An 18127-nucleotide genomic window follows, 5' to 3' on the forward strand; every position below is an offset into this window, starting at 1 on the left:
CGATGAGTACCGAAACAATAGATTTAAAAACCAGGCTTGTTACAGACTTTTACGCACGTGAATCTGTCATGAACGGCGCAGCGTCGTCTGCGTTTCACCAGAAAAAACGTGCGGCACTGGCCAGGTTTGATAAATTGGGCTTCCCAACTATCAAGAACGAAGAGTGGAAATACTCCAACGTTAAAGAGCTAGTAAGCGAATCCTATAATTTCAATGCACCAAGTGATATTGCGCTGAGCGATTTGCAGGATCTTAGAATCCCCGAGCAGGATGCTAATATTATCTATTTTGTAAACGGGCATTATCACGCCGAGCTGTCAAGACTTGTTTCTTCGCCTGACCAACTGACGATCAGCTCGCTTTCAGAAGCAATCAAGAATGATCCAGATCTGATCAATTCTTATTTTAACGAGCTGGCCGGCGAAAGCGGCGACGCATTTACCGAGCTGAACACCGCTTTTACACAGGACGGAATTTTCATTCATGTACCTGAGAACAAAACGGTCGAGCACCCGGTGATTTTGCGGTTTGTGAGTGACGCAAGAAATCAGAACATAGGCAGCCAGCCCAGAAATATCATTTCTGTCGGCCGCAATGCACATTTGAAGCTTGCAGAAGCTTTCAGGACCTTGGGAGCAGAGCGTTCATTTACAAATGCAGTGACTGAAATATATGTAAGTGAAGATGCAGGCGTAGAGTATTACAAAGTGCAGAATGAGAGTGAGAAAGCATACCACATCGGTACTACTCAGGTAAGAATGCTGGATCGCTCGCAGTTTTACGCCGGTACAGTGACTTTGAACGGCCGGTTTACAAGAAACAACCTCAATATAGTAATTGACGGGGAACGTTGTGAAGCGCATATGTACGGTCTGTATTTTCCCGACGGAGTACAACATGTTGACAATCATACCACTGCCGATCACCGCAAGCCAAATTCGAACAGCAACGAACTGTATAAAGGAATTTTGAGGGACAGGTCGAAAGGTGTTTTTAACGGAAAGATTTATGTTCGTCCTGATGCTCAGAAAACGAATGCATTTCAATCCTGCAAGAACATTGTACTCTCCCCGGATGCTACAATGAACACCAAACCCCAGCTTGAAATCTTTGCGGACGATGTAAAATGTTCGCATGGAACGACAACCGGGCAGATAGATGAAGAGGCATTATTTTATATGCGTTCAAGAGGTATCTCACGCTCGGAGGCGCTATCCCTGCTGATGTTTGCTTTTTGTGCGGACGTAGTTTCGCAGATCAAAATAGACTCGATCAGAGAATACCTGGAAGATTTAATAGCTGAAAAGCTGGCTACCAAATAACGTCCGCGATCATTCAAGACACAGCTAATTGTTGCCCAGCTCAATTTTTTTGGGTTGGGTATTTTTCTTAAAAAACATCTCATGAATACTTCTTTTGATATATCATCCATCCGGAAAGATTTCCCGATCCTCAATGAGGTGGTAAATGGAAAGCCGCTTGTCTACTTCGACAATGCAGCTACAACGCAGAAGCCGCGGGTTGTACTGGATGCAATCTCGGGTTATTACGAGCATTACAATGCGAATATTCACCGTGGTATCCATCACCTGGCCGAAAAAGCAACTTCTGCATTCGAGCAATCGAGAAAGCGGATGCAGGCATTTTTGAATGCAGAATTTTCTGACGAAATCATCTTTACTTCCGGTACCACCGACGGGATTAACCTCGTGGCAGCTACATACGGTCGCAAATTCCTGAAAGAAGGCGACGAAGTGATTATTTCGACAATGGAGCATCACTCCAATATTGTCCCCTGGCAAATGCTTTGTGAAGAGAAAGGCTGCATTCTCAAAGTGATCCCGATCAACGATGAGGGCGAGCTGCTGATGGACGAATATGAAAAGCTGCTCACGGAACGAACCAAGTTTGTATCTGTGGTACATGTTTCGAATTCCCTCGGGACGATCAATCCGGTGAAAGAAATTATACAAAAAGCACACGCGGTAGGAGCGAAGGTGCTGCTTGACGGCGCGCAGGCAAGTTCACACCTGCATCTGGATGTTCAGGATCTCGATTGTGACTTCTATTCATTATCCCTGCACAAAATCTATGGTCCTACGGGAATGGGTATTTTGTATGGTAAAAGGGACTTGCTGAACGAAATGCCGCCTTATCGCGGAGGAGGGGAGATGATCAAGGAAGTTACATTTGAAAAAACAACCTATAATGAGCTTCCCTACAAATTTGAGGCTGGTACTCCGAACATTGCTGATGTAGTGGCCGCCAAGTATGCGCTGGATTATGTGGATACATTGGGGAAAGAAAACATTGCCGCATACGAAAATGAGCTTCTGAGATATGCTACCGAGGCAGTTGGTGAGATTGACGGTTTGAAGATTATCGGGCAAGCAAAGGAAAAAGTGAGTGTGCTTTCATTTGTGATTGACGGGATACATCACCAGGATATCGGCGTATTGCTGGATCAGCAAGGTATCGCCGTGCGGACCGGTCACCACTGCACGCAGCCGCTGATGAGCCGCTTCAATATTACCGGAACCTCCCGGGCATCTTTTGCTGTTTACAACACGAAAGAGGAGATTGACCTTCTGATAAAGGGTCTTCATAAGGTGAAAAGAATGCTTGGATAATTTTCGTAAATTACTTTCAGAAGTTGATCATGTAACGAAGCATCCTGTTTACAATGGAAACCATACCAAAGGAGATTTTGCTCAATTCGCTGGAAACAATGCCGGACCAAATCGAGGTAGAGCAGGTTATTGAGCAGATAATATTATTGTCAAAGATCGAGAGATCCGGCAGACAAATTGAGAACGGTGAATCATACACACATGAAGAAGTAAAGGATTCTTATAAAAAATGGCTGGAATAATTTGGTCCAAAGAAGCCAGGCAGGATTTAGATACCATATTTCTTTGGCTCGAATCCGAGTCAAAATCTTACTCAAAGAAATGGATCAATGAACTCTTTCAGAAAGTGGAGCTAGTTGAGAAGTTTCCTAAAATGGGTAGGAAAATACCGGAGACAAGAATTGAGAGTATACGGGAAATACGCGTTGGAAATTACAGAGTTATCTACAACGCCAAAAAAGATGATGTAGAGATTCTGGCGATAAGACATACTTCCCGGCCATTATCAGAATAACGAAATACAATGACGATAAACGAGACACAGGACGAACTAATTTCTGATTTTGAGTTGTTTGATGATTGGGAAAGTAAATACGAGTACATCATTGATCTCGGAAAGCAGTTCCCACCTTTGGAAGAACAATACAAGACCGAAGACAATATCATCAAAGGGTGCCAGTCCAGAGTTTGGCTCAATGCTTACATGGATGGTGATTTGCTGAAATTCGAGGCAGACAGCGATGCGATTATCGTGCGCGGATTGGTGAGCATGCTGGTAAAAGTGCTTTCAGGACATACGCCGGAGGAGGTAGCAAATGCTGATCTGTACTTTATGGAGAAAATCGGCTTACACCAGCATTTAGCGCAGACACGATCAAATGGACTTGCGGCGATGTTGAAACAGATGAAAGCTTACGGATTTGCCTATCAGGCTAAGTCTGTCAATGCAGAATAATTGAAATCATTCAGATAATCACTAAGACAATGTCAGATTCAGAATTGCGGGAAGAAGTAGTTAAGGCAATTAAAACCGTTTACGACCCGGAAATTCCCGTGGATGTTTATGAGCTCGGCCTTATTTACGATTTGAAAGTATTCCCGGTAAATAATGTATTCGTTTCCATGACATTAACTTCTCCGTCTTGCCCGTCAGCGGGTACCTTGCCGGGTGAAGTAGAACAGAAGATACGCGAAGTGGAAGGGGTGAACGATGTGAGTGTAGAATTGACTTTCGATCCGCCTTATACAACCGAAATGATGTCGGAAGAGGCAAAATTAGAGCTGGGTTTTATGTAAGTTACCTCGGCCGTCAGCTATCGGCTTTCGGCTTTGAGATAAAAAACGAAGTGGCTGTCAGCTATTGGCTGTCGGCTTTGAAATAAAAAAGAAAATGGCTGACAGCCGACAGCTGAAAGCCGAAGTATAGAAAATAACCATAAAAATTAAAGAATATGTATCCACCGCAATTAGTGGCCCCAATGAAAGCCGAACTTGTAAATGTTGGTTTTCAGGATCTTACAACTGCCGAAGAAGTAGACAACTTCATGCAAAACACAAAAGGAACTGCACTTGTAGTGATTAACTCAGTGTGTGGCTGTGCAGCTGGCGCGGCTCGTCCGGGCGTGAGAGCAGCATTGTCGCGCAGCGAAATCAAGCCTGACCATCTCGCAACTGTATTTGCAGGAGCAGATCTGGAAGCGACTGCAAAAATGCGCGAATATACATTGCCATATCCGCCATCTTCACCAGCTGTTGCGCTGTTTAAAGACGGAGAATTGATCCACTTTGTTGAGCGTCACCACATTGAAGGCCGTTCTGCCGAAATGATCGCGCAGCATTTGCAAATGGCGTTCGAAGAGTTTTGTGCCGAAGAAGCCTAGTTAAGAAGATCAGAACATTGACATTCGGCTACTTTCAATTAACTTGGAAGTAGCCGAATCTTTTACAGCCTTTTTATTTCTTTATTATCATGCGCGGACATCGTTTTTCCAAGTTCATACCCGCCGAGCAAGGTGCCAACAGCAAGTTTGAGCAGCTTTTTGATATTTTCCAGCAGTTGCTACTCATGACCTCCGGTGATGTAAGCGAAGCTATGTCCTGGCTTAGCGAACTGGACAGGCAGTATAATCTAACCAATGATTCTTACGGGATCGGTGACTTTTTTGAGGACCTTAAAAAGAAAGGTTATCTCACCGAAGAGCGGCAGGAAGGTGAAAACAAGCTCATAATGACTCCGAAGGCAGAAAAAAGCATTCGGAAAAGCGCACTGGATGAGATATTCGGCAAACTAAAAAGGTCAAAATCAGGCGGAAATCACCACACCCCCCATTTGGGAGTCGGAGATGAGCTGAGCAGTGACATTCGGCAGTTTCAGTTTGGCGACACGCTGGATCAGATTGCAATGACCGAGTCCATTAAAAATGCGCAGGTCAATCACGGTATCGGCGATTTCATGCTGATGGAAAATGACCTGGAAGTAGTGGAGCGTGAGCAGAAAACGACTACTGCTACCGTGGTGATGATCGATATCAGTCACTCCATGATCCTTTACGGGGAAGACCGCATTACGCCTGCCAAAAAAGTAGCATTGGCGCTTGCTGAGCTGATCCGGAGCAAATATCCGAAAGATTCACTCGACATTATTGTCTTCGGAAATGATGCCTGGCAGATCCAGATCAAAGATTTGCCCTATCTTGAAGTTGGACCTTACCACACCAATACAGTTGCAGGCCTCGAATTGGCGATGGATATTCTGCGCCGCAAGAAGACGCGGAATAAACAGATTTTCATGATCACAGACGGTAAGCCAACCTGTCTCAAAGAAGGAATCCGCTATTATAAAAACAGCTTCGGCCTTGATCGCAAGATCATTAATAAGACATTAACGCTGGCAGCACAATGTCGCAGGCTGGATATCCCTGTTACTACTTTTATGATCGCGACCGATCCTTACCTCAAACAGTTTGTTCAAAACTTTACGCAGGTAAATAACGGCCGCGCTTATTACAGCAACCTGCAAGGGTTAGGCGGATTTGTTCTGGAAGATTTCCAGCGTAACCGCCGCAAGAATGTAAAGTAAAACCTACTTTTTGCCTACCGAAATCATATTTGCAAACAGACGATAGGCGCCGGTCACACCCGCAGGGAGCTCTCGGAAAAAGGAAAGGCCGGTATATATGTAGTGGCCTTTCCCATATTGCGCATAAAGCAAACTACCTTCTTTTGCACTCTCCGTTTCATCATTGGCCGAAAACAATGCCTTGAAGTTCTGCTTGTCCCAATCCTGAGCGAAGTACAAGCCGCGTTCCTGAACCCAGCCTTCAAAATCCTGTTTGGTAATTTTATTAGGGAAATTCAGGATTGGGCTGTCTGGCTGCAAAAATCGCATTTCTGCATCTTCTTCTGTTACCCGCTCACGGCCCAGCTGAATTTTATATGGACCAATTTCTTTTACTTTCTGACCAGGGATCGTGTATTGTACCACCATTGTGCCCCCGTTTTTCACATATTCCATCAGCTTGCTTTGATAGTTTGTGAGATAATCTTCTGTATTGTAGGCACGCACACCCACAACAATCGCGTCAAATGCGCTCAGATCTTTTGATAATCCGTTTGCATTCAGCATCGTAACCTGGCAATCCATTTGCCGCAATGCAGTAGGCACATCGTCGCCAGCACCGGCAATGTAGCCGATGTTTTTGGCAGTAGTTTTGACGTCAATTTTCGCCAGTTTGGCCTCAGATACTGGGAAGATGGTTTGCGAAGGAATGTGACGGTATGCAATGGTTCGGATGGACTTGTCAAAAGTCACGCCGTCAACGGTAGCGACAGCTTTGAGCGAAACTTCCTGATTATTGATTGGCGGCGTGATGATAAATGAAAAGTATTGCTGCTCGTACTTATTGGTCAATGTAAAATTGGCAGACTCAGGGACAGACTTCCAGCCGGCTGGTATCTGTGGTTTGAGTACGCCGCTCACATTACTTTTCTGCGCCTCTACCACCATCGTCACCGTTTTCGGCTCAGCCGAGGCAAAGATGTATACTGGTTCTGCAATGGTTGTGGTAACTGCCGGACGAATTTCAAACGGACGGTAAATCTCTCCTTCGGCAGGATCAGTGGATTTGTAAATCCAGGGCCGTGCAAATGAAAAACGCTGACCGCCGATTTCGAATGTAAAAGTGGTAACAGTTTCTGGACGGTTCTCAGGAAAACCGATATCTTCTTGTTTGTCAATCTGGAAAACACCCTTTTCAATAGGCTTTTCGAGCCAGTAAGGCTGACTGATTTTTAGTGTCTCTGGCAGCTTCGTTTTTAATCCAAAATTGTTGAGCTCATTCTCATTCAGCGCAAGATTGAGTAAGCTGTCTTTTTCTTTGCCGATCCAATGCATTGAAACGAGCTTCACAGGATAGTCGGAGCGCTTTATTACTGAAACATTCACCGTGGCTATATCGCCTGCAACTGCTGAGAAGTCGGCAGGGTTTGACTCAAACCAAAGTCCTGCACATTGGATAATCAGGTCACGTACTTCCTCTTTTTTTGCTTTTACATAAATATTTGCGGTATCCAGCTTGGTAAGCTCTGCATTGATCTTTAACAGATCGGGAATGGAAGCGGAAGGTTTGTTGACCGAAAAATTCCGGATTGTCTGCGTAACCAGCGCCTGTACCTTTTCACTTCCTTTAACCCTTTTCCAGCTGATATCCACATCGTCAAATAGCGACTTCTGGGCGGGCTGGCCTACTTTATGGAGGAAAAAATCAATGCGCTCGCCCCGCTGAGGTGAACTGCCAAAGCCCTGGCTTTTGTGCTGACTCCGGCTTTCCGCTGCAATTTCCGTGTAAGATTTACCTAGAACCGGATTGTAGCCGCCGATTTCAATGGAGATAAAAGGACTTTTTTCGCCGGTAGGCTTCTGGTTTGTAAAGCCGGGCGTGTAAGTGTTCCATACCAGGCGTTTTGTTTGCCAGGGTTTTACAAATTTAAGTTGATCAGGATATGCATTCGGATCTGCTGCCAGCTTAAAACCTTCTTCGGCAAGATATGCGGAAGTCTGGTGGTGACCGTGGCCGGCGCGGGGATCAGGTGGGAAGCGGGTAATGATAACGTCCGGACGGAATTTCCGGATCATCCAAACCACATCTCCCTGCACCTTTTTTGCATCCCAGAAATGCAGGGTTTCGTCCCGCGTTTTGGAAAAACCAAAATCATAAGCACGGGAAAAAAACTGTTGTGCCCCGTCGATGCGCCTTGCCCCGAGTAATTCCTGCGTTCTGATTACACCGATATTATAACCTTGCTCTGCGCCGATCAGGTTCTGTCCGCCGTCGCCTCTTGTTAGAGACAGGTACCCGGTCCGCACCATTTGATCTTTCGATAAATACGAAAGCATCAATGTATTTTCATCATCCGGGTGAGCTGCAATGTAAAGTACCGAGCCAAGTACATTGAGCTTTTTGACGTTCTGAAAAATCTCGCTGGAAGAAAGAGAAGGATTTTGAGCAGAAACTGTAAAGAAGGTAAATGCAAAAACAATCGTAAAAAATCGGCGCATAGATGGTTGGGGTTAGAGGCTTCAATCCGGACTATAAGGTCCAGGTCAGTACATAATCTTCAAAGGTATCGTAAGCTATTCTGACAGCTTCGTTTGTGTCCTTTCTTGCAAGCAAAACTTCAAATTCTCCGTTTTGGTTGCTTTTAAAAGGTGTAATCGTAATGTGTTTTTTCAAATCCAGCTCAGCGTCACCGGCATACTTGAATGCGGATTCCTTGGCAGACCAGATCAAATGCAGCAGGAGATTATCTTCTGCATGTATCCATTGTTGCTCTTCTTCATTCAAAAAATAATCAATTCCTTTTGAGATCGAAGGCTTCATCTGCTGGATATCTACTCCAACAGACTGGTCAGGAGCAATATACACCGCTGCGAAATCTCCTGAATGCGACATTGAAAGCTGAAAGTCAGTATCCGGAATATGAGGTTTCCTGTTAGTATCATACCAAACGACCGGCGGCCGGGAAGTAAGTTCCTGGATCAGCATGCGGCAGGAAAGCCATTCTTGTTTTCTTTTGTCCTTCGGGATGGTATTAAGTTGCGCAAATGCCTCTTCCGGAAGCTGAACCAGACTCCGCAATTCCTGCCAGGTTTCGGTCATATGCCAAATTCCAAGTCGGGCTTGCGGAGAGATGGTTTTTATGCAACTAATTCCCATTAATCGTTAATTTTGATCATAAAACAACTGCGCATCAACTGGCAGCGCATTGAATTTCTTATGTGGCCAAAAAACAAAATCGCCCGATCTGTTCTCAAAGCACTCTCCATTTTCCTGTTGGTAATCGGAATATTGTTCGGGCTATTCCTGTGGCGGATCAGTCTTCCTGCCCCGAAAATTGAAAGTAATAAAACTCCTGATAGTTACAAACGCGTACAGCTAGGGAAAGATCATTATGCGGTCGGTAACTGCTGGTTGAAAAAGAATAAACACGGGATTTGGGAAATGTACCTGGAAGGCGCGCCATACGAGCGAGGACTGATTTATGGTGTGCTTGCCAAAGAGTTAATGGAAAAGCAGGAAGTCCATTTCGTCGGACAGATCAACGAATTGATTCCAAGTTCCATGTTTTTACAGGTGCTGAAAGGGTTTGTGGGATGGTTTAACCGGGACATTTACAAATACATTCCGGAGGAAAATCAGCAGGAGATTTATGGGGTTTCGCGATCATTTTCAGACCAGTTCAACTATATCGGGCCGAAATATTACCGGATTATGAACTACCACGCCGCGCATGATATCGGTCACGCGCTGACGGATATGAATGTGGTCGTAGGCTGTACTTCATTCGCAGTTAAGAATGGACTATCCGCTGATTCGACTTTGCTGATTGCGCGCAACTTTGACTTTTACATGGGCGATGCATTCGCCGAGGACAAGTTGATCGTGTTCATGAAACCCGACAAGGGTTATAAATTCGCTTCATATTCGTGGGCAGGGTTAACGGGCGTAGTGTCGGGAATGAATGAAAAAGGGATTACGGTTACATTGAATGCGTCCAAATCTGATGTTCCATTTACGGCCAAGGAGCCTATTTCAATTCTTGCGCGGGAAATTTTACAATATGCTTCCAATATCGAAGAAGCTACGGAAATCGCCCAGCGCAGTGAAACTTTCGTGTCTGAGTCACTGCTGATTGGTTCCGCGGCTGACAAGAAGGCGGTAATTATCGAAAAGTCACCCCAGAAAATGGATGTTTATGAATCAGGTAAAGATTATCTCGTTTGTGCCAACCACTACCAGGGCAGCACATTTCTCAGCGATTCGGTGAACATCAAAAACATTGCTACTTCTGACTCCAAGGCACGATTTGATCGCATGACGCAATTAATGGAGCGTTCCTATCCTTTGGACGTGAATGAAGCTGCGACTATTTTGCGCGATAAGAATGGAATTGACGACAAATTTATCGGGTATGGAAATGCGAAATCTCTCAATCAGCTGATCGCGCACCACGGTATCCTTTTTAAACCTGAACAAAAAGAAATGTGGATCTCCGCGCCGCCTTACCAGCTGGGCGCATTTATTCATTACAACTTGAATGATGTTTTTTCAGGCAGAACGAGTTTAGAAGAAGCTCAAATGATCAGTGAAGACCCATTCCTAAAATCAGCGGATTACCGCCAATTCGAAGCATTTAAGGAGACCCGGCAGAAGATCACGAAGTTTGTGATGATCGGAATTCCATTTGAGTTGACGCCGGCAGCTGAGCGAAACTTTATCGCAAGTAACCCGAAAAGCTACGTGACCTATGTTGCGCTGGGAGATTATTTTAAAGCCAAAGAACAAAATAAAAAGGCGATCAGCTACTATGAGCAGGCGCTAAAATTGGATGTAGCCTCGGTTCGCGAGGCAGAAGGTATCGAACGGAAGATAGCGGATTGCCAAAACATCAAGCGGTCAGGGTTCTTTTTCAAAAGAGATAGTTAATGAGTCAAATAGCATACCGAGAGGCGCAGGATAACCGCCTTAAATATTTGTTGTCCTACGTAAGTGACCACTCACCTTACTATCAACGGGTTTTTCGTGAGCACGGGGTTGATATTGAAGCTGTTTTCAAAATTGCTGACCTTAACTCACTTCCATTCACAACGAAAGACAATCTGGCTGCGGCTAATGATGATTTTCTTTGTGTGCCAAAGAGCCGGATCGCAGATTATGTAACAACCTCCGGCACGCTCAGCGTCCCCGTTGCATTTTACCTCACGGATTCGGATATCGAAAGATTAGCTGCGAATGAAGCGGAGTCATTCAAATGCGCTGGTGGGAGTGAACGCGATATTTACCAGTTAATGACCACTATCGATCGCAGGTTCATGGCCGGACTTGCCTACTGGATGGGCGCGCGAAAAATGGGAGCGGGTATGATCCGCGTGGGACCCGGAGCTCCGTTCCTGCAATGGGAGTCAATCCAGCGGTTTTCGCCGACCGTCATTATAGCCATACCTTCATTTATTCCAAGATTGATAGATTACGCGATCGCGAACGGGATCGATTTTCAGTCTTCAAGCATTCAGTCAATCATTTGCATTGGCGAGCCGATCCGGAACCCTGATTTTACATATAATGAATTGGGAAAAAGAATCACCTCGCAATGGAATGTGAAGTTGTTCTCTACCTATGCATCCACCGAAATGGGCGCCGCATTCACAGAATGTAGTGAAGGAAAAGGCGGCCACTTGAATCCGGATTTGCTGATTCTTGAAGTAGTAGATGAGCAAGGCCAGGCGGTGGAGGAGGGCGGACTGGGGGAAGTAGTAGTCACAACGTTGGGTGTGGAAGGTATGCCGCTGATCCGCTATAAAACGGGGGATCTTTGTCATGTATATTATAGTCCGTGCGCGTGCGGCCGCACAAGTCCGCGGCTCGGTCCGGTAGTGGGAAGAAAGCAGCAGATGATCAAGTTCAAGGGTACCACCATTTTCCCGCCGGCGATTTTTGATGTACTTGATATGGTCAAGGAAATTGAGCTGTATCAGGTGGTAATATCAAAAAACGAGTTTGGAAATGATGAGATAACTGTACTGTTAGCTATGCAGTTACATACGCCGGCTTTCCGTGAAATGCTCCATTCTCTGTTCAAATCCAAGCTCCGGGTAACGCCCGTTTTTGAGTTTATAACCGCTGAAGAACTCTCCTTCCGAATCTTCCGCCAGGAGAAACGCAAACCTGAAAAATTGATATATATTTGAGCCTCTATCACTTAAATACTTGTCAGTTAGTCCATGAAAAAGTTCGTTTTTGCATCCGTAATAGCTATGGTTGCCCTGAGTTTCAATGCTTCAATCGCCCAGAGAGTAGAGGCGCGTTCCGGAGATGTCGCCGTTTTATCGGGACAAAAAATCGTCAATGTAGAGTACGACTATTCTAGTTTCGGGGTAGGTAAATTTGCTACCGAGCAGGAGTATGTCGATAAGAAATCGGCCGAGTACAATGCGAAAGAATCCGGGAAGGGAGATGCCTGGAAAAAAGCCTGGGTCGACGACCGCAAAAATCGTTTTGAGCCGAAATTCGAAGAGTTATTTAACAAGGGAATGGAGGACAAAGGATTGCAGGTTGTACAATCACGTCCGGATGCGGCGTATACCATGATCGTGCGGACCAAATTTGTAGAGCCCGGCTTCAATGTGGGTGTAATGCGCAAGAATGCCTATATCGATTACGAGATTGATGTGGTGGAATCCAATAACAAATCTGGAAAAGTGGCTGAGCTGGCCATGAGAAATGTACCAGGCGCTGTGGCTTTCGGAATGGACTTCGATACGGGCGCCCGTTTGGCTGAATCCTATGCAAAAGCTGGAAAAACGCTGGCTGCATTCCTCGAAAGAAAAATGAAGTAGTTAATCACTCGATACCTCAGGTTATGAAGAAGTTAGTACTGTTTGCTCTCCTGCTCTGCAATGCGGGAGCTGTTTTGGCTGATCATACAATGGCCGACCTGTTTGCAGGAAAAGCAAAGGTGGTTTTTCTCGGACTTGATTTTACACAAGCCAAGTACGTAGGCTCCGTAGGGTTCACAGATCCTGGCGCAATCCAGAACCAGCACATGGTGAGCTGGAATAATCTGATCGAAATGGAGCCAAAGAAATTCTCGCTTCAAAAAGCATTCAATCTCAACGATGGTCAGTATGTTTCCAAGGTTGAGGATATGATTAAATTCAATAAATCAGTGAATGTGGCTGAGAACATCACGGAAACTGCGAACAGCATTACAGAAGATCAGGTTAAGAAATCGGTTGCCAAATATTTGCTGAGCGAGAAGGACGGGATTGGGATCGTGTACGTGGTGGAAAACCTGAGTAAAACCGCCGAGAAAATGACAGCCTGGGTCACATTCATTGATCTGAGCACGAAAAAGGTGCTTTATACCGAGCATGTTGAAGGAAAAGCAGGCGGTTTCGGGTTCAGGAATTATTGGGCTGGCGCCGTTTACAAGATCAACCAGGAGATCGACTCCAAGCTGTACAAGAAGTGGAGTAAGTCTTTCAAAGGCTGAGAAAATAAATAGAATTGCGTATTTTTAAAGCTCAGAATTTAATACCGATACCATACTGTTGCCTGATAAGCTGTGATTTGTTTGCCGGTTTCGGTGAACTTTTCACAGCTTACTGCTTAAATTACAATCACAACTTGTGAGAATATCAACTTTGATCCTTTCAGTGCTTCTTTCCATATTTTTATCCGGATGTGGCAGGATGCTGTACCGTTCGGCGGATAAGGCTTTTCAAAAAGGTTTAAAGGAACAGCCCTACGACGCAGTCATTGTTCCCGGTTATCCATTCAACGGAGAGAAATGGGATATGATTTTGCAGCTGAGAATCCATTGGGCACATTATCTCTATGCCAAAGGATATACTAAAAACATCATCTTTTCGGGCTCAGCCGTTGCTACGGAGTATATTGAGAGCCGTGTGATGGCCAACTACGCGGAGGCGCTTGGCGTGCCGCGGGAAAACTTATTTACAGAAGAAAAGGCCCAGCACAGCACCGAGAACATCTACTATTCCTACAGGCTCGCCAAAGACCTGGGATTTAACAAAATCGCATTGGCAACAGACCCGGTGCAGACAAGCTATATGCGGCGGTTTATTAAAAAGTATGAGCTGCCTGTCGGATTAATGCCAACAGTGATTGATACCATCAAAGTGCTGAATTTGTACGAGCCAAGGATCAATCTGGAAAATACAAAACGGGAGAACTTTCAAAAGCTGTCAGACAGGGAAAACTTCTTCCAGCGTTTCAAAGGCACAATGGGCAAGTACATTGTGTGGCACGAAGAAGATCTCAAAAAGAAAAAATACAAAAAGAAGTTTAAAGACCGGATGATCCCCTCTTCGTCGGTAAGTAAGGAACCATAAATGCATATAATGAAAAAAGAATTATCTGCCATTGAGGCTAAGTATGAAGCACAGAAAATAGCGTTCGGGCCGATTTATTTTCAGTCGGTGGTAGCATTAAGGAAATTGGGTATCCTGCAGTTTATAAGCGAGCACCGCAAGGGCGTGACTGTAGACGCAATCCTCGAAAAGCTGGACGTATCTGAGTATAGTGTTCATTTGCTTCTGGAAGCTGCCGAAGTCCTCGGAGTGGTAGATATGGAAGGTGATATCGTGCGGATCAGCAAGGTGGGCTTTTTTCTTTTGAAGGATGAAATGACGCGGGTGAACATCAATTTTATGAACGATGTATGTTACCTCGGCGCAAAAAATATGACCGAAAGCTTTGTGAAAGGAAAGCCGGAGGGACTCAAAGTACTGGGCGACTGGCCTACCATTTACGAGGGACTTTCGGTACTGCCGGAGCCAGCCAAAACATCATGGTTTGAATTTGATCATTACTACTCCGACAATGCATTTCCCGAAGCGCTGAAAATTGTTTTCAGGAAAAAGCCAAAGCTGATTTTTGATATTGGAGGAAATACAGGGAAATGGTCGTTTGCCTGCTGTGCGCACGATCCAAACGTCCGCATTCAGATACTTGACCTGCCTGTGCAGCTGAAAGTAGCGAAGGCAAATGCAGCTGCCAAAAACCTGTTGGATCGCATTCAATTCCACGAAATTGACCTGCTCGATGCTGCGCAGAAAATTCCTCAGGGCGCCGATTTAATCTGGATGAGCCAGTTTCTTGATTGCTTTTCAAAAGAGCAGATCGTGCAAATTCTTGAAAATGCCTATCAGGCAGCCTCTCCCGACACCACATTGTTTATTCTGGAACCATTTTTTGATAACCAGAATTATCCTGCTGCGCATTACAGCCTCGTCGCAACATCTTTGTATTTCACAATTATGGCTAACGGTAACAGCAAAATGTACCGCATTGGTGTGATGAAAGAACTGGTCGACAAGGCTGGTTTTGACGTGGTTGAAACCTACCCGCTGATCGGGGACAGCTATCATACGATTCTGGAATGCAGGAAAAAGCAGCAGGCTTAATCCGTATCGAAACAGAAATCGTAAATTTGGAGAATATGAAGAAAACACTTGTTGCTTACCTGATACTCAGCCTTGCATTTACCGCATTCGCTGCTGCTAAAATTGAAAGAAGTGTTTTTTATAAAGCGTTATCCTCCGGCGATGAATCCGTGATTGATAAAACAATTTCATCACTGGAATCGGAAAAGTCTACATCACGTAACAAAGCCTACATCGCTGCATTGACGATGAAAAAGGCAGGCTTTGTGAAAGGAGCAGGGGAGAAGCTGAAAGTATTTAAGAAAGGCGCTCAGGTCCTGGAAGAAGAAATTAAGAGTAACCCGGATAATGCAGAATACCGGTTTTTACGGCTTGCGATTCAGGAACACGCACCGAAGATCTTGAAGTATAATAAGCAGGTCGACGAGGACAAGCGCGCGATTGTGGCAGCATATAACAAGCTGGATCCGGGTGTGCAAACTGCTGTTGCAGACTATGCGAAAAACTCGAAGGTACTCAGGCCGGCTGATCTGCAATAATGATTAAATTGGATTTAGATATTTAATGGGAAAGATTCTTGTCGTAAACTATTCACAGACGGGGCAGCTGAATGAAATTATCGACCACTTTTTACTCCCATTTGACCAGGCGGATATTGAGCGTGTGGTGATCAAACCGGCGAAGCCCTTTGTGTTTCCCTGGACCACAGACGAGTTTTTTGATAAGATGCCGGAATGCGTGCTGGAAGAAACAATCGAGCTGGAATCCTTTCAATTTTCCTCAACACACTACGATCTCATTGTACTGGGGTATCAGCCCTGGTTCTTGTCGCCTTCATTGCCATTTACATCCCTGTTGAAATCGCCTGCATTCAAAGCCGTAATGAATGGAACGCCGGTAGTTACCATTATTGGCGGCCGGAACATGTGGCTTAATTCGCAGGAAAGTGTCAAGAAGCTGATCGCTGAGGGTGGTGGCAGGTTGGTGGGCAACATTCCATTTATGGACAGGACTTCCAACCTGATCAGCGCATTTACCATTTTGCATTGGATGCTGACGGGACGGAAAGATAGGAAATGGGGCATATTTCCGTTACCGGGAATAAGTCAGAAGGATATCGAAAGCGCTGCGCAATTCGGGCGCATTGTGCGGAATGCATTTAAAAACCAGCAATACGGGAATTTGCAGAACGACATTCTCGCGACAGGCTTGATAGAAATCCCGACAGATATCCTGTTCATCGAGCAGCGGGCCAAAAAATTGTTCAGGATCTGGGCCAAATTGATCAAGACAAAAGGTACTACACCGGCGAAACGGAAAAGGCTGGTGGGCTTTTTCAAATACTACCTGCTGGTCGCGCTGTTTATGGTGGCTCCGATCATTCTTTTTGTGTACAATTTGTTCGTAGCGCCTTTCACCGAAAATACGATTAAGAAGAAAAAACAATACTTTTGTGGGGTTGAAATCAAATCATAATGTCAGAAGCATACATTACAAGAATTGCCAAGTTTTTGCCCAATGAGTCCGTTTCGAATGAGGAAATGGAAGAATATCTAGGATACATCAACGGTAAGCCTTCTAAATCAAAAGCAATCGTTTTACGTAATAACGGAATAAAAAGCAGGTACTACGCACTTACAAAAGACGGCGCGGTAACCCACACCAATTCCGAAATGGCAGCGCAGGCTGTCCGCGGTTTATTCAAAAATAATCCAGAGGAAATTGCGGAAATGGACCTGCTGAGCTGCGCCACATCCAGTCCGGACCAGCTGATGCCTTCGCACGGTTCAATGGTACACGGAAGTTTGCCTGAAACTGGCTTCGTCGAGGTGGTATCTCCTTCAGGCGTTTGCTGTGCGGGAATGCATGCGCTTAAATATGCTTACATGTCTGTGAAAGTAGGAGAGAAGCAAAAGGCAGTTTCCTGTGCATCGGAGCGACTTTCTTCGGTTTTAAAGGCTGATCAGTTTGCAGAGGAAATCAGCCAGCTGCAACGTTTGGAACAAAATCCGTATATCTCTTTTGAAAAGGATTTTCTAAGATGGATGCTTTCAGACGGCGCGGGTGCTTTTCTGGTAGAGCCGCAGCCAAATGCAACCGGAATCTCCCTGAAAATAGATTGGATCGAAGGCTGTTCCTATGCCAACGAGCACGAAGCTTGCATGTATATGGGCGCGGACAAGCTTGCAGACGGTACCCTGCAGAGTTACAAGGATTTTGGGGCAGAAGAAATTCAGGATCGGTCGGTATTCAGTATCAAGCAGGATGTGAAGCTATTAGGTGAAAAAATCGTTAAATTAGGCTTTGCAAAGTTGAAGGATATCCTACTTAAGAAAAATATGAGCGTGGATGAGATCAGCTACTTTTTGCCGCACTTGTCCAGCTACTTTTTTGAAAACAAGATTGACGATTTCCTGAAAATAAATGGAATGGGCATACCTAAGGAAAAATGGTATACCAACCTCGTGAACAAAGGGAATGTGGGCGCAGCTTCTATTTACATGATGCTTGAAGAAGTATTCCATAGCGGTGCATTGAAAAAGGGAGAAAAAATCTTACTCGCCGTTCCGGAGAGTTCGCGATTCTCCTACATGTTTTGTTTGCTGACTGTTTGCTAAAACCAGTTTCAAAATGAAAAGAGAAGATCTGCCACAAGATACCGGCGCCCTTGAAAAATTTACACGGGAAGTATGCTACGTCAAAAATGAGGACGGCAAGTATGAAACGGCGCTGAGTAAGGGTTGGGAGGTCAAGAAACTTGCATTGGATAGCGCCTGGGAGGATGTCAATGAGCGTGTAGAGGAAGCCAGGCAGGCAGTTATAAGAGGAGAAAAGAGCCCGATCCATTATTTCATGGAACTACGGTTAATGGACCTGGCGGTACTTTCGGGATACACAGGTATTTTCTCATTTTTTATCAAAAGACATTTAAAACCGGCTGTTTTTAAAAACCTCAGCGAGCGTAAACTTGAAAAATATGCGCGCGCGTTTGATATCACAGTCGATAGTTTGAAAAATTTTAAAGGTTGAG

General features: G+C 45.0%; 20 protein-coding genes. 18 read left to right on the forward strand and 2 right to left on the reverse strand.

What is annotated here, in order from left to right:
• The first annotated feature begins 2 nt into the window (after positions 1 to 2).
• From sufD to Q369_RS0109700, 8 genes are all read left to right on the forward strand, one after another.
• Positions 3 to 1322: a Fe-S cluster assembly protein SufD gene (gene sufD / locus Q369_RS0109665; RefSeq protein WP_031527603.1), complete on the forward strand. Its 1320-nt coding sequence runs from the start codon at positions 3 to 5 to the stop codon at positions 1320 to 1322.
• 81 nt (positions 1323 to 1403) lie between these two features.
• On the forward strand, positions 1404 to 2630 hold the full coding sequence (locus Q369_RS0109670) for a cysteine desulfurase (protein WP_031527604.1): 1227 nt from the start codon (positions 1404 to 1406) through the stop codon (positions 2628 to 2630).
• Between the two features lie 53 nt (positions 2631 to 2683).
• A complete protein-coding gene (locus tag Q369_RS0109675) occupies positions 2684 to 2872 on the forward strand; it encodes a hypothetical protein (protein WP_031527605.1) in 189 nt (62 codons plus the stop codon).
• Positions 2860 to 3144 (forward strand): type II toxin-antitoxin system RelE/ParE family toxin, encoded by a 285-nt coding sequence (locus Q369_RS0109680; RefSeq protein ID WP_031527606.1) that lies wholly within the window; start codon positions 2860 to 2862, stop codon positions 3142 to 3144. Before Q369_RS0109675 ends, Q369_RS0109680 begins: the two co-directional genes overlap by 13 nt.
• Positions 3145 to 3153: 9 nt before the next feature.
• Positions 3154 to 3585 carry a SufE family protein gene (locus Q369_RS0109685; RefSeq protein ID WP_031527607.1) on the forward strand — a complete coding sequence of 144 codons (432 nt, stop codon included), beginning with the start codon at positions 3154 to 3156 and terminating at the stop codon, positions 3583 to 3585.
• A gap of 29 nt (positions 3586 to 3614) precedes the next feature.
• Positions 3615 to 3926, forward strand: a complete 312-nt coding sequence (locus Q369_RS0109690; protein WP_031527608.1) for an SUF system Fe-S cluster assembly protein — start codon at positions 3615 to 3617, stop codon at positions 3924 to 3926.
• Between the two features lie 155 nt (positions 3927 to 4081).
• Positions 4082 to 4510, forward strand: a complete 429-nt coding sequence (locus Q369_RS0109695) for a BrxA/BrxB family bacilliredoxin (RefSeq protein ID WP_031527609.1) — start codon at positions 4082 to 4084, stop codon at positions 4508 to 4510.
• 89 nt (positions 4511 to 4599) lie between these two features.
• A complete protein-coding gene (locus Q369_RS0109700; protein ID WP_031527610.1) occupies positions 4600 to 5709 on the forward strand; it encodes a vWA domain-containing protein in 1110 nt (369 codons plus the stop codon).
• 3 nt (positions 5710 to 5712) lie between these two features.
• On the opposite strand, the gene Q369_RS0109705 is transcribed toward Q369_RS0109700, so the two are convergent.
• The gene (locus tag Q369_RS0109705; protein WP_031527611.1) at positions 5713 to 8187 is read right to left on the reverse strand and encodes a PIG-L family deacetylase; all 2475 of its coding nucleotides are present in this window, start codon (positions 8185 to 8187) and stop codon (positions 5713 to 5715) included.
• Between the two features lie 31 nt (positions 8188 to 8218).
• Positions 8219 to 8845 (reverse strand): 4'-phosphopantetheinyl transferase family protein, encoded by a 627-nt coding sequence (locus Q369_RS0109710; RefSeq protein ID WP_031527612.1) that lies wholly within the window; start codon positions 8843 to 8845, stop codon positions 8219 to 8221.
• A 12-nt stretch (positions 8846 to 8857) separates the two neighbouring features.
• On the opposite strand from Q369_RS0109710, the gene Q369_RS0109715 reads away from it, so the two are divergent.
• From Q369_RS0109715 to DarG, 10 genes are all read left to right on the forward strand, one after another.
• Positions 8858 to 10615, forward strand: a complete 1758-nt coding sequence (locus Q369_RS0109715) for a C45 family autoproteolytic acyltransferase/hydrolase (protein ID WP_229206787.1) — start codon at positions 8858 to 8860, stop codon at positions 10613 to 10615.
• Positions 10615 to 11877, forward strand: a complete 1263-nt coding sequence (gene flxY / locus Q369_RS0109720; RefSeq protein ID WP_031527614.1) for a flexirubin biosynthesis putative acyl-CoA ligase FlxY — start codon at positions 10615 to 10617, stop codon at positions 11875 to 11877. Before Q369_RS0109715 ends, flxY begins: the two co-directional genes overlap by 1 nt.
• Positions 11878 to 11910: 33 nt before the next feature.
• On the forward strand, positions 11911 to 12525 hold the full coding sequence (locus tag Q369_RS0109725) for a hypothetical protein (protein ID WP_031527615.1): 615 nt from the start codon (positions 11911 to 11913) through the stop codon (positions 12523 to 12525).
• 23 nt (positions 12526 to 12548) lie between these two features.
• Entirely contained in the window at positions 12549 to 13181 is a 633-nt protein-coding gene (locus Q369_RS0109730; protein ID WP_031527616.1) for a hypothetical protein, read from the forward strand.
• A 199-nt stretch (positions 13182 to 13380) separates the two neighbouring features.
• On the forward strand, positions 13381 to 14043 hold the full coding sequence (locus Q369_RS0109735; protein WP_084165695.1) for a YdcF family protein: 663 nt from the start codon (positions 13381 to 13383) through the stop codon (positions 14041 to 14043).
• Positions 14044 to 14052: 9 nt separating this feature from the next.
• A complete protein-coding gene (locus tag Q369_RS0109740; protein ID WP_051664009.1) occupies positions 14053 to 15117 on the forward strand; it encodes a methyltransferase in 1065 nt (354 codons plus the stop codon).
• A gap of 35 nt (positions 15118 to 15152) precedes the next feature.
• Positions 15153 to 15635 carry a hypothetical protein gene (locus tag Q369_RS0109745; RefSeq protein ID WP_031527619.1) on the forward strand — a complete coding sequence of 161 codons (483 nt, stop codon included), beginning with the start codon at positions 15153 to 15155 and terminating at the stop codon, positions 15633 to 15635.
• A gap of 25 nt (positions 15636 to 15660) precedes the next feature.
• Positions 15661 to 16572: a hypothetical protein gene (locus tag Q369_RS0109750; RefSeq protein WP_031527620.1), complete on the forward strand. Its 912-nt coding sequence runs from the start codon at positions 15661 to 15663 to the stop codon at positions 16570 to 16572.
• Entirely contained in the window at positions 16572 to 17714 is a 1143-nt protein-coding gene (gene darB, locus Q369_RS0109755; protein ID WP_031527621.1) for a dialkylresorcinol biosynthesis protein DarB, read from the forward strand. The genes Q369_RS0109750 and darB overlap by 1 nt, the downstream gene beginning before the upstream one ends.
• Before the next feature lie 13 nt (positions 17715 to 17727).
• Positions 17728 to 18126, forward strand: coding sequence for a flexirubin biosynthesis protein DarG (gene DarG / locus Q369_RS0109760; protein ID WP_031527622.1), 399 nt, complete (start codon positions 17728 to 17730; stop codon positions 18124 to 18126).
• The last annotated feature ends 1 nt before the right edge of the window (position 18127 follow it).

Source organism: Dyadobacter crusticola DSM 16708, from assembly GCF_000701505.1.
Taxonomy (GTDB): Bacteria; Bacteroidota; Bacteroidia; order Cytophagales; family Spirosomataceae; genus Dyadobacter; species Dyadobacter crusticola.

Bases quoted from the DNA above. Each gene is read 5' to 3' on its own strand.
- Q369_RS0109690 (WP_031527608.1), top strand. From the start codon at position 3,615: ATGTCAGATTCAGAATTGCGGGAAGAAGTAGTTAAGGCAATTAAAACC.
- Q369_RS0109675 (WP_031527605.1), top strand. From the start codon at position 2,684: ATGGAAACCATACCAAAGGAGATTTTGCTCAATTCGCTGGAAACAATG.
- sufD (WP_031527603.1), top strand. From the start codon at position 3: ATGAGTACCGAAACAATAGATTTAAAAACCAGGCTTGTTACAGACTTT.
- Q369_RS0109695 (WP_031527609.1), top strand. From the start codon at position 4,082: ATGTATCCACCGCAATTAGTGGCCCCAATGAAAGCCGAACTTGTAAAT.
- Q369_RS0109670 (WP_031527604.1), top strand. From the start codon at position 1,404: ATGAATACTTCTTTTGATATATCATCCATCCGGAAAGATTTCCCGATC.
- Q369_RS0109750 (WP_031527620.1), top strand. From the start codon at position 15,661: ATGGGAAAGATTCTTGTCGTAAACTATTCACAGACGGGGCAGCTGAAT.
- DarG (WP_031527622.1), top strand. From the start codon at position 17,728: ATGAAAAGAGAAGATCTGCCACAAGATACCGGCGCCCTTGAAAAATTT.
- Q369_RS0109700 (WP_031527610.1), top strand. From the start codon at position 4,600: ATGCGCGGACATCGTTTTTCCAAGTTCATACCCGCCGAGCAAGGTGCC.
- flxY (WP_031527614.1), top strand. From the start codon at position 10,615: ATGAGTCAAATAGCATACCGAGAGGCGCAGGATAACCGCCTTAAATAT.
- Q369_RS0109735 (WP_084165695.1), top strand. From the start codon at position 13,381: ATGCTGTACCGTTCGGCGGATAAGGCTTTTCAAAAAGGTTTAAAGGAA.
- darB (WP_031527621.1), top strand. From the start codon at position 16,572: ATGTCAGAAGCATACATTACAAGAATTGCCAAGTTTTTGCCCAATGAG.
- Q369_RS0109730 (WP_031527616.1), top strand. From the start codon at position 12,549: ATGAAGAAGTTAGTACTGTTTGCTCTCCTGCTCTGCAATGCGGGAGCT.
- Q369_RS0109680 (WP_031527606.1), top strand. From the start codon at position 2,860: ATGGCTGGAATAATTTGGTCCAAAGAAGCCAGGCAGGATTTAGATACC.
- Q369_RS0109710 (WP_031527612.1), bottom strand. From the start codon at position 8,845: ATGGGAATTAGTTGCATAAAAACCATCTCTCCGCAAGCCCGACTTGGA.
- Q369_RS0109745 (WP_031527619.1), top strand. From the start codon at position 15,153: ATGAAGAAAACACTTGTTGCTTACCTGATACTCAGCCTTGCATTTACC.
- Q369_RS0109725 (WP_031527615.1), top strand. From the start codon at position 11,911: ATGAAAAAGTTCGTTTTTGCATCCGTAATAGCTATGGTTGCCCTGAGT.
- Q369_RS0109740 (WP_051664009.1), top strand. From the start codon at position 14,053: ATGAAAAAAGAATTATCTGCCATTGAGGCTAAGTATGAAGCACAGAAA.
- Q369_RS0109705 (WP_031527611.1), bottom strand. From the start codon at position 8,187: ATGCGCCGATTTTTTACGATTGTTTTTGCATTTACCTTCTTTACAGTT.
- Q369_RS0109685 (WP_031527607.1), top strand. From the start codon at position 3,154: ATGACGATAAACGAGACACAGGACGAACTAATTTCTGATTTTGAGTTG.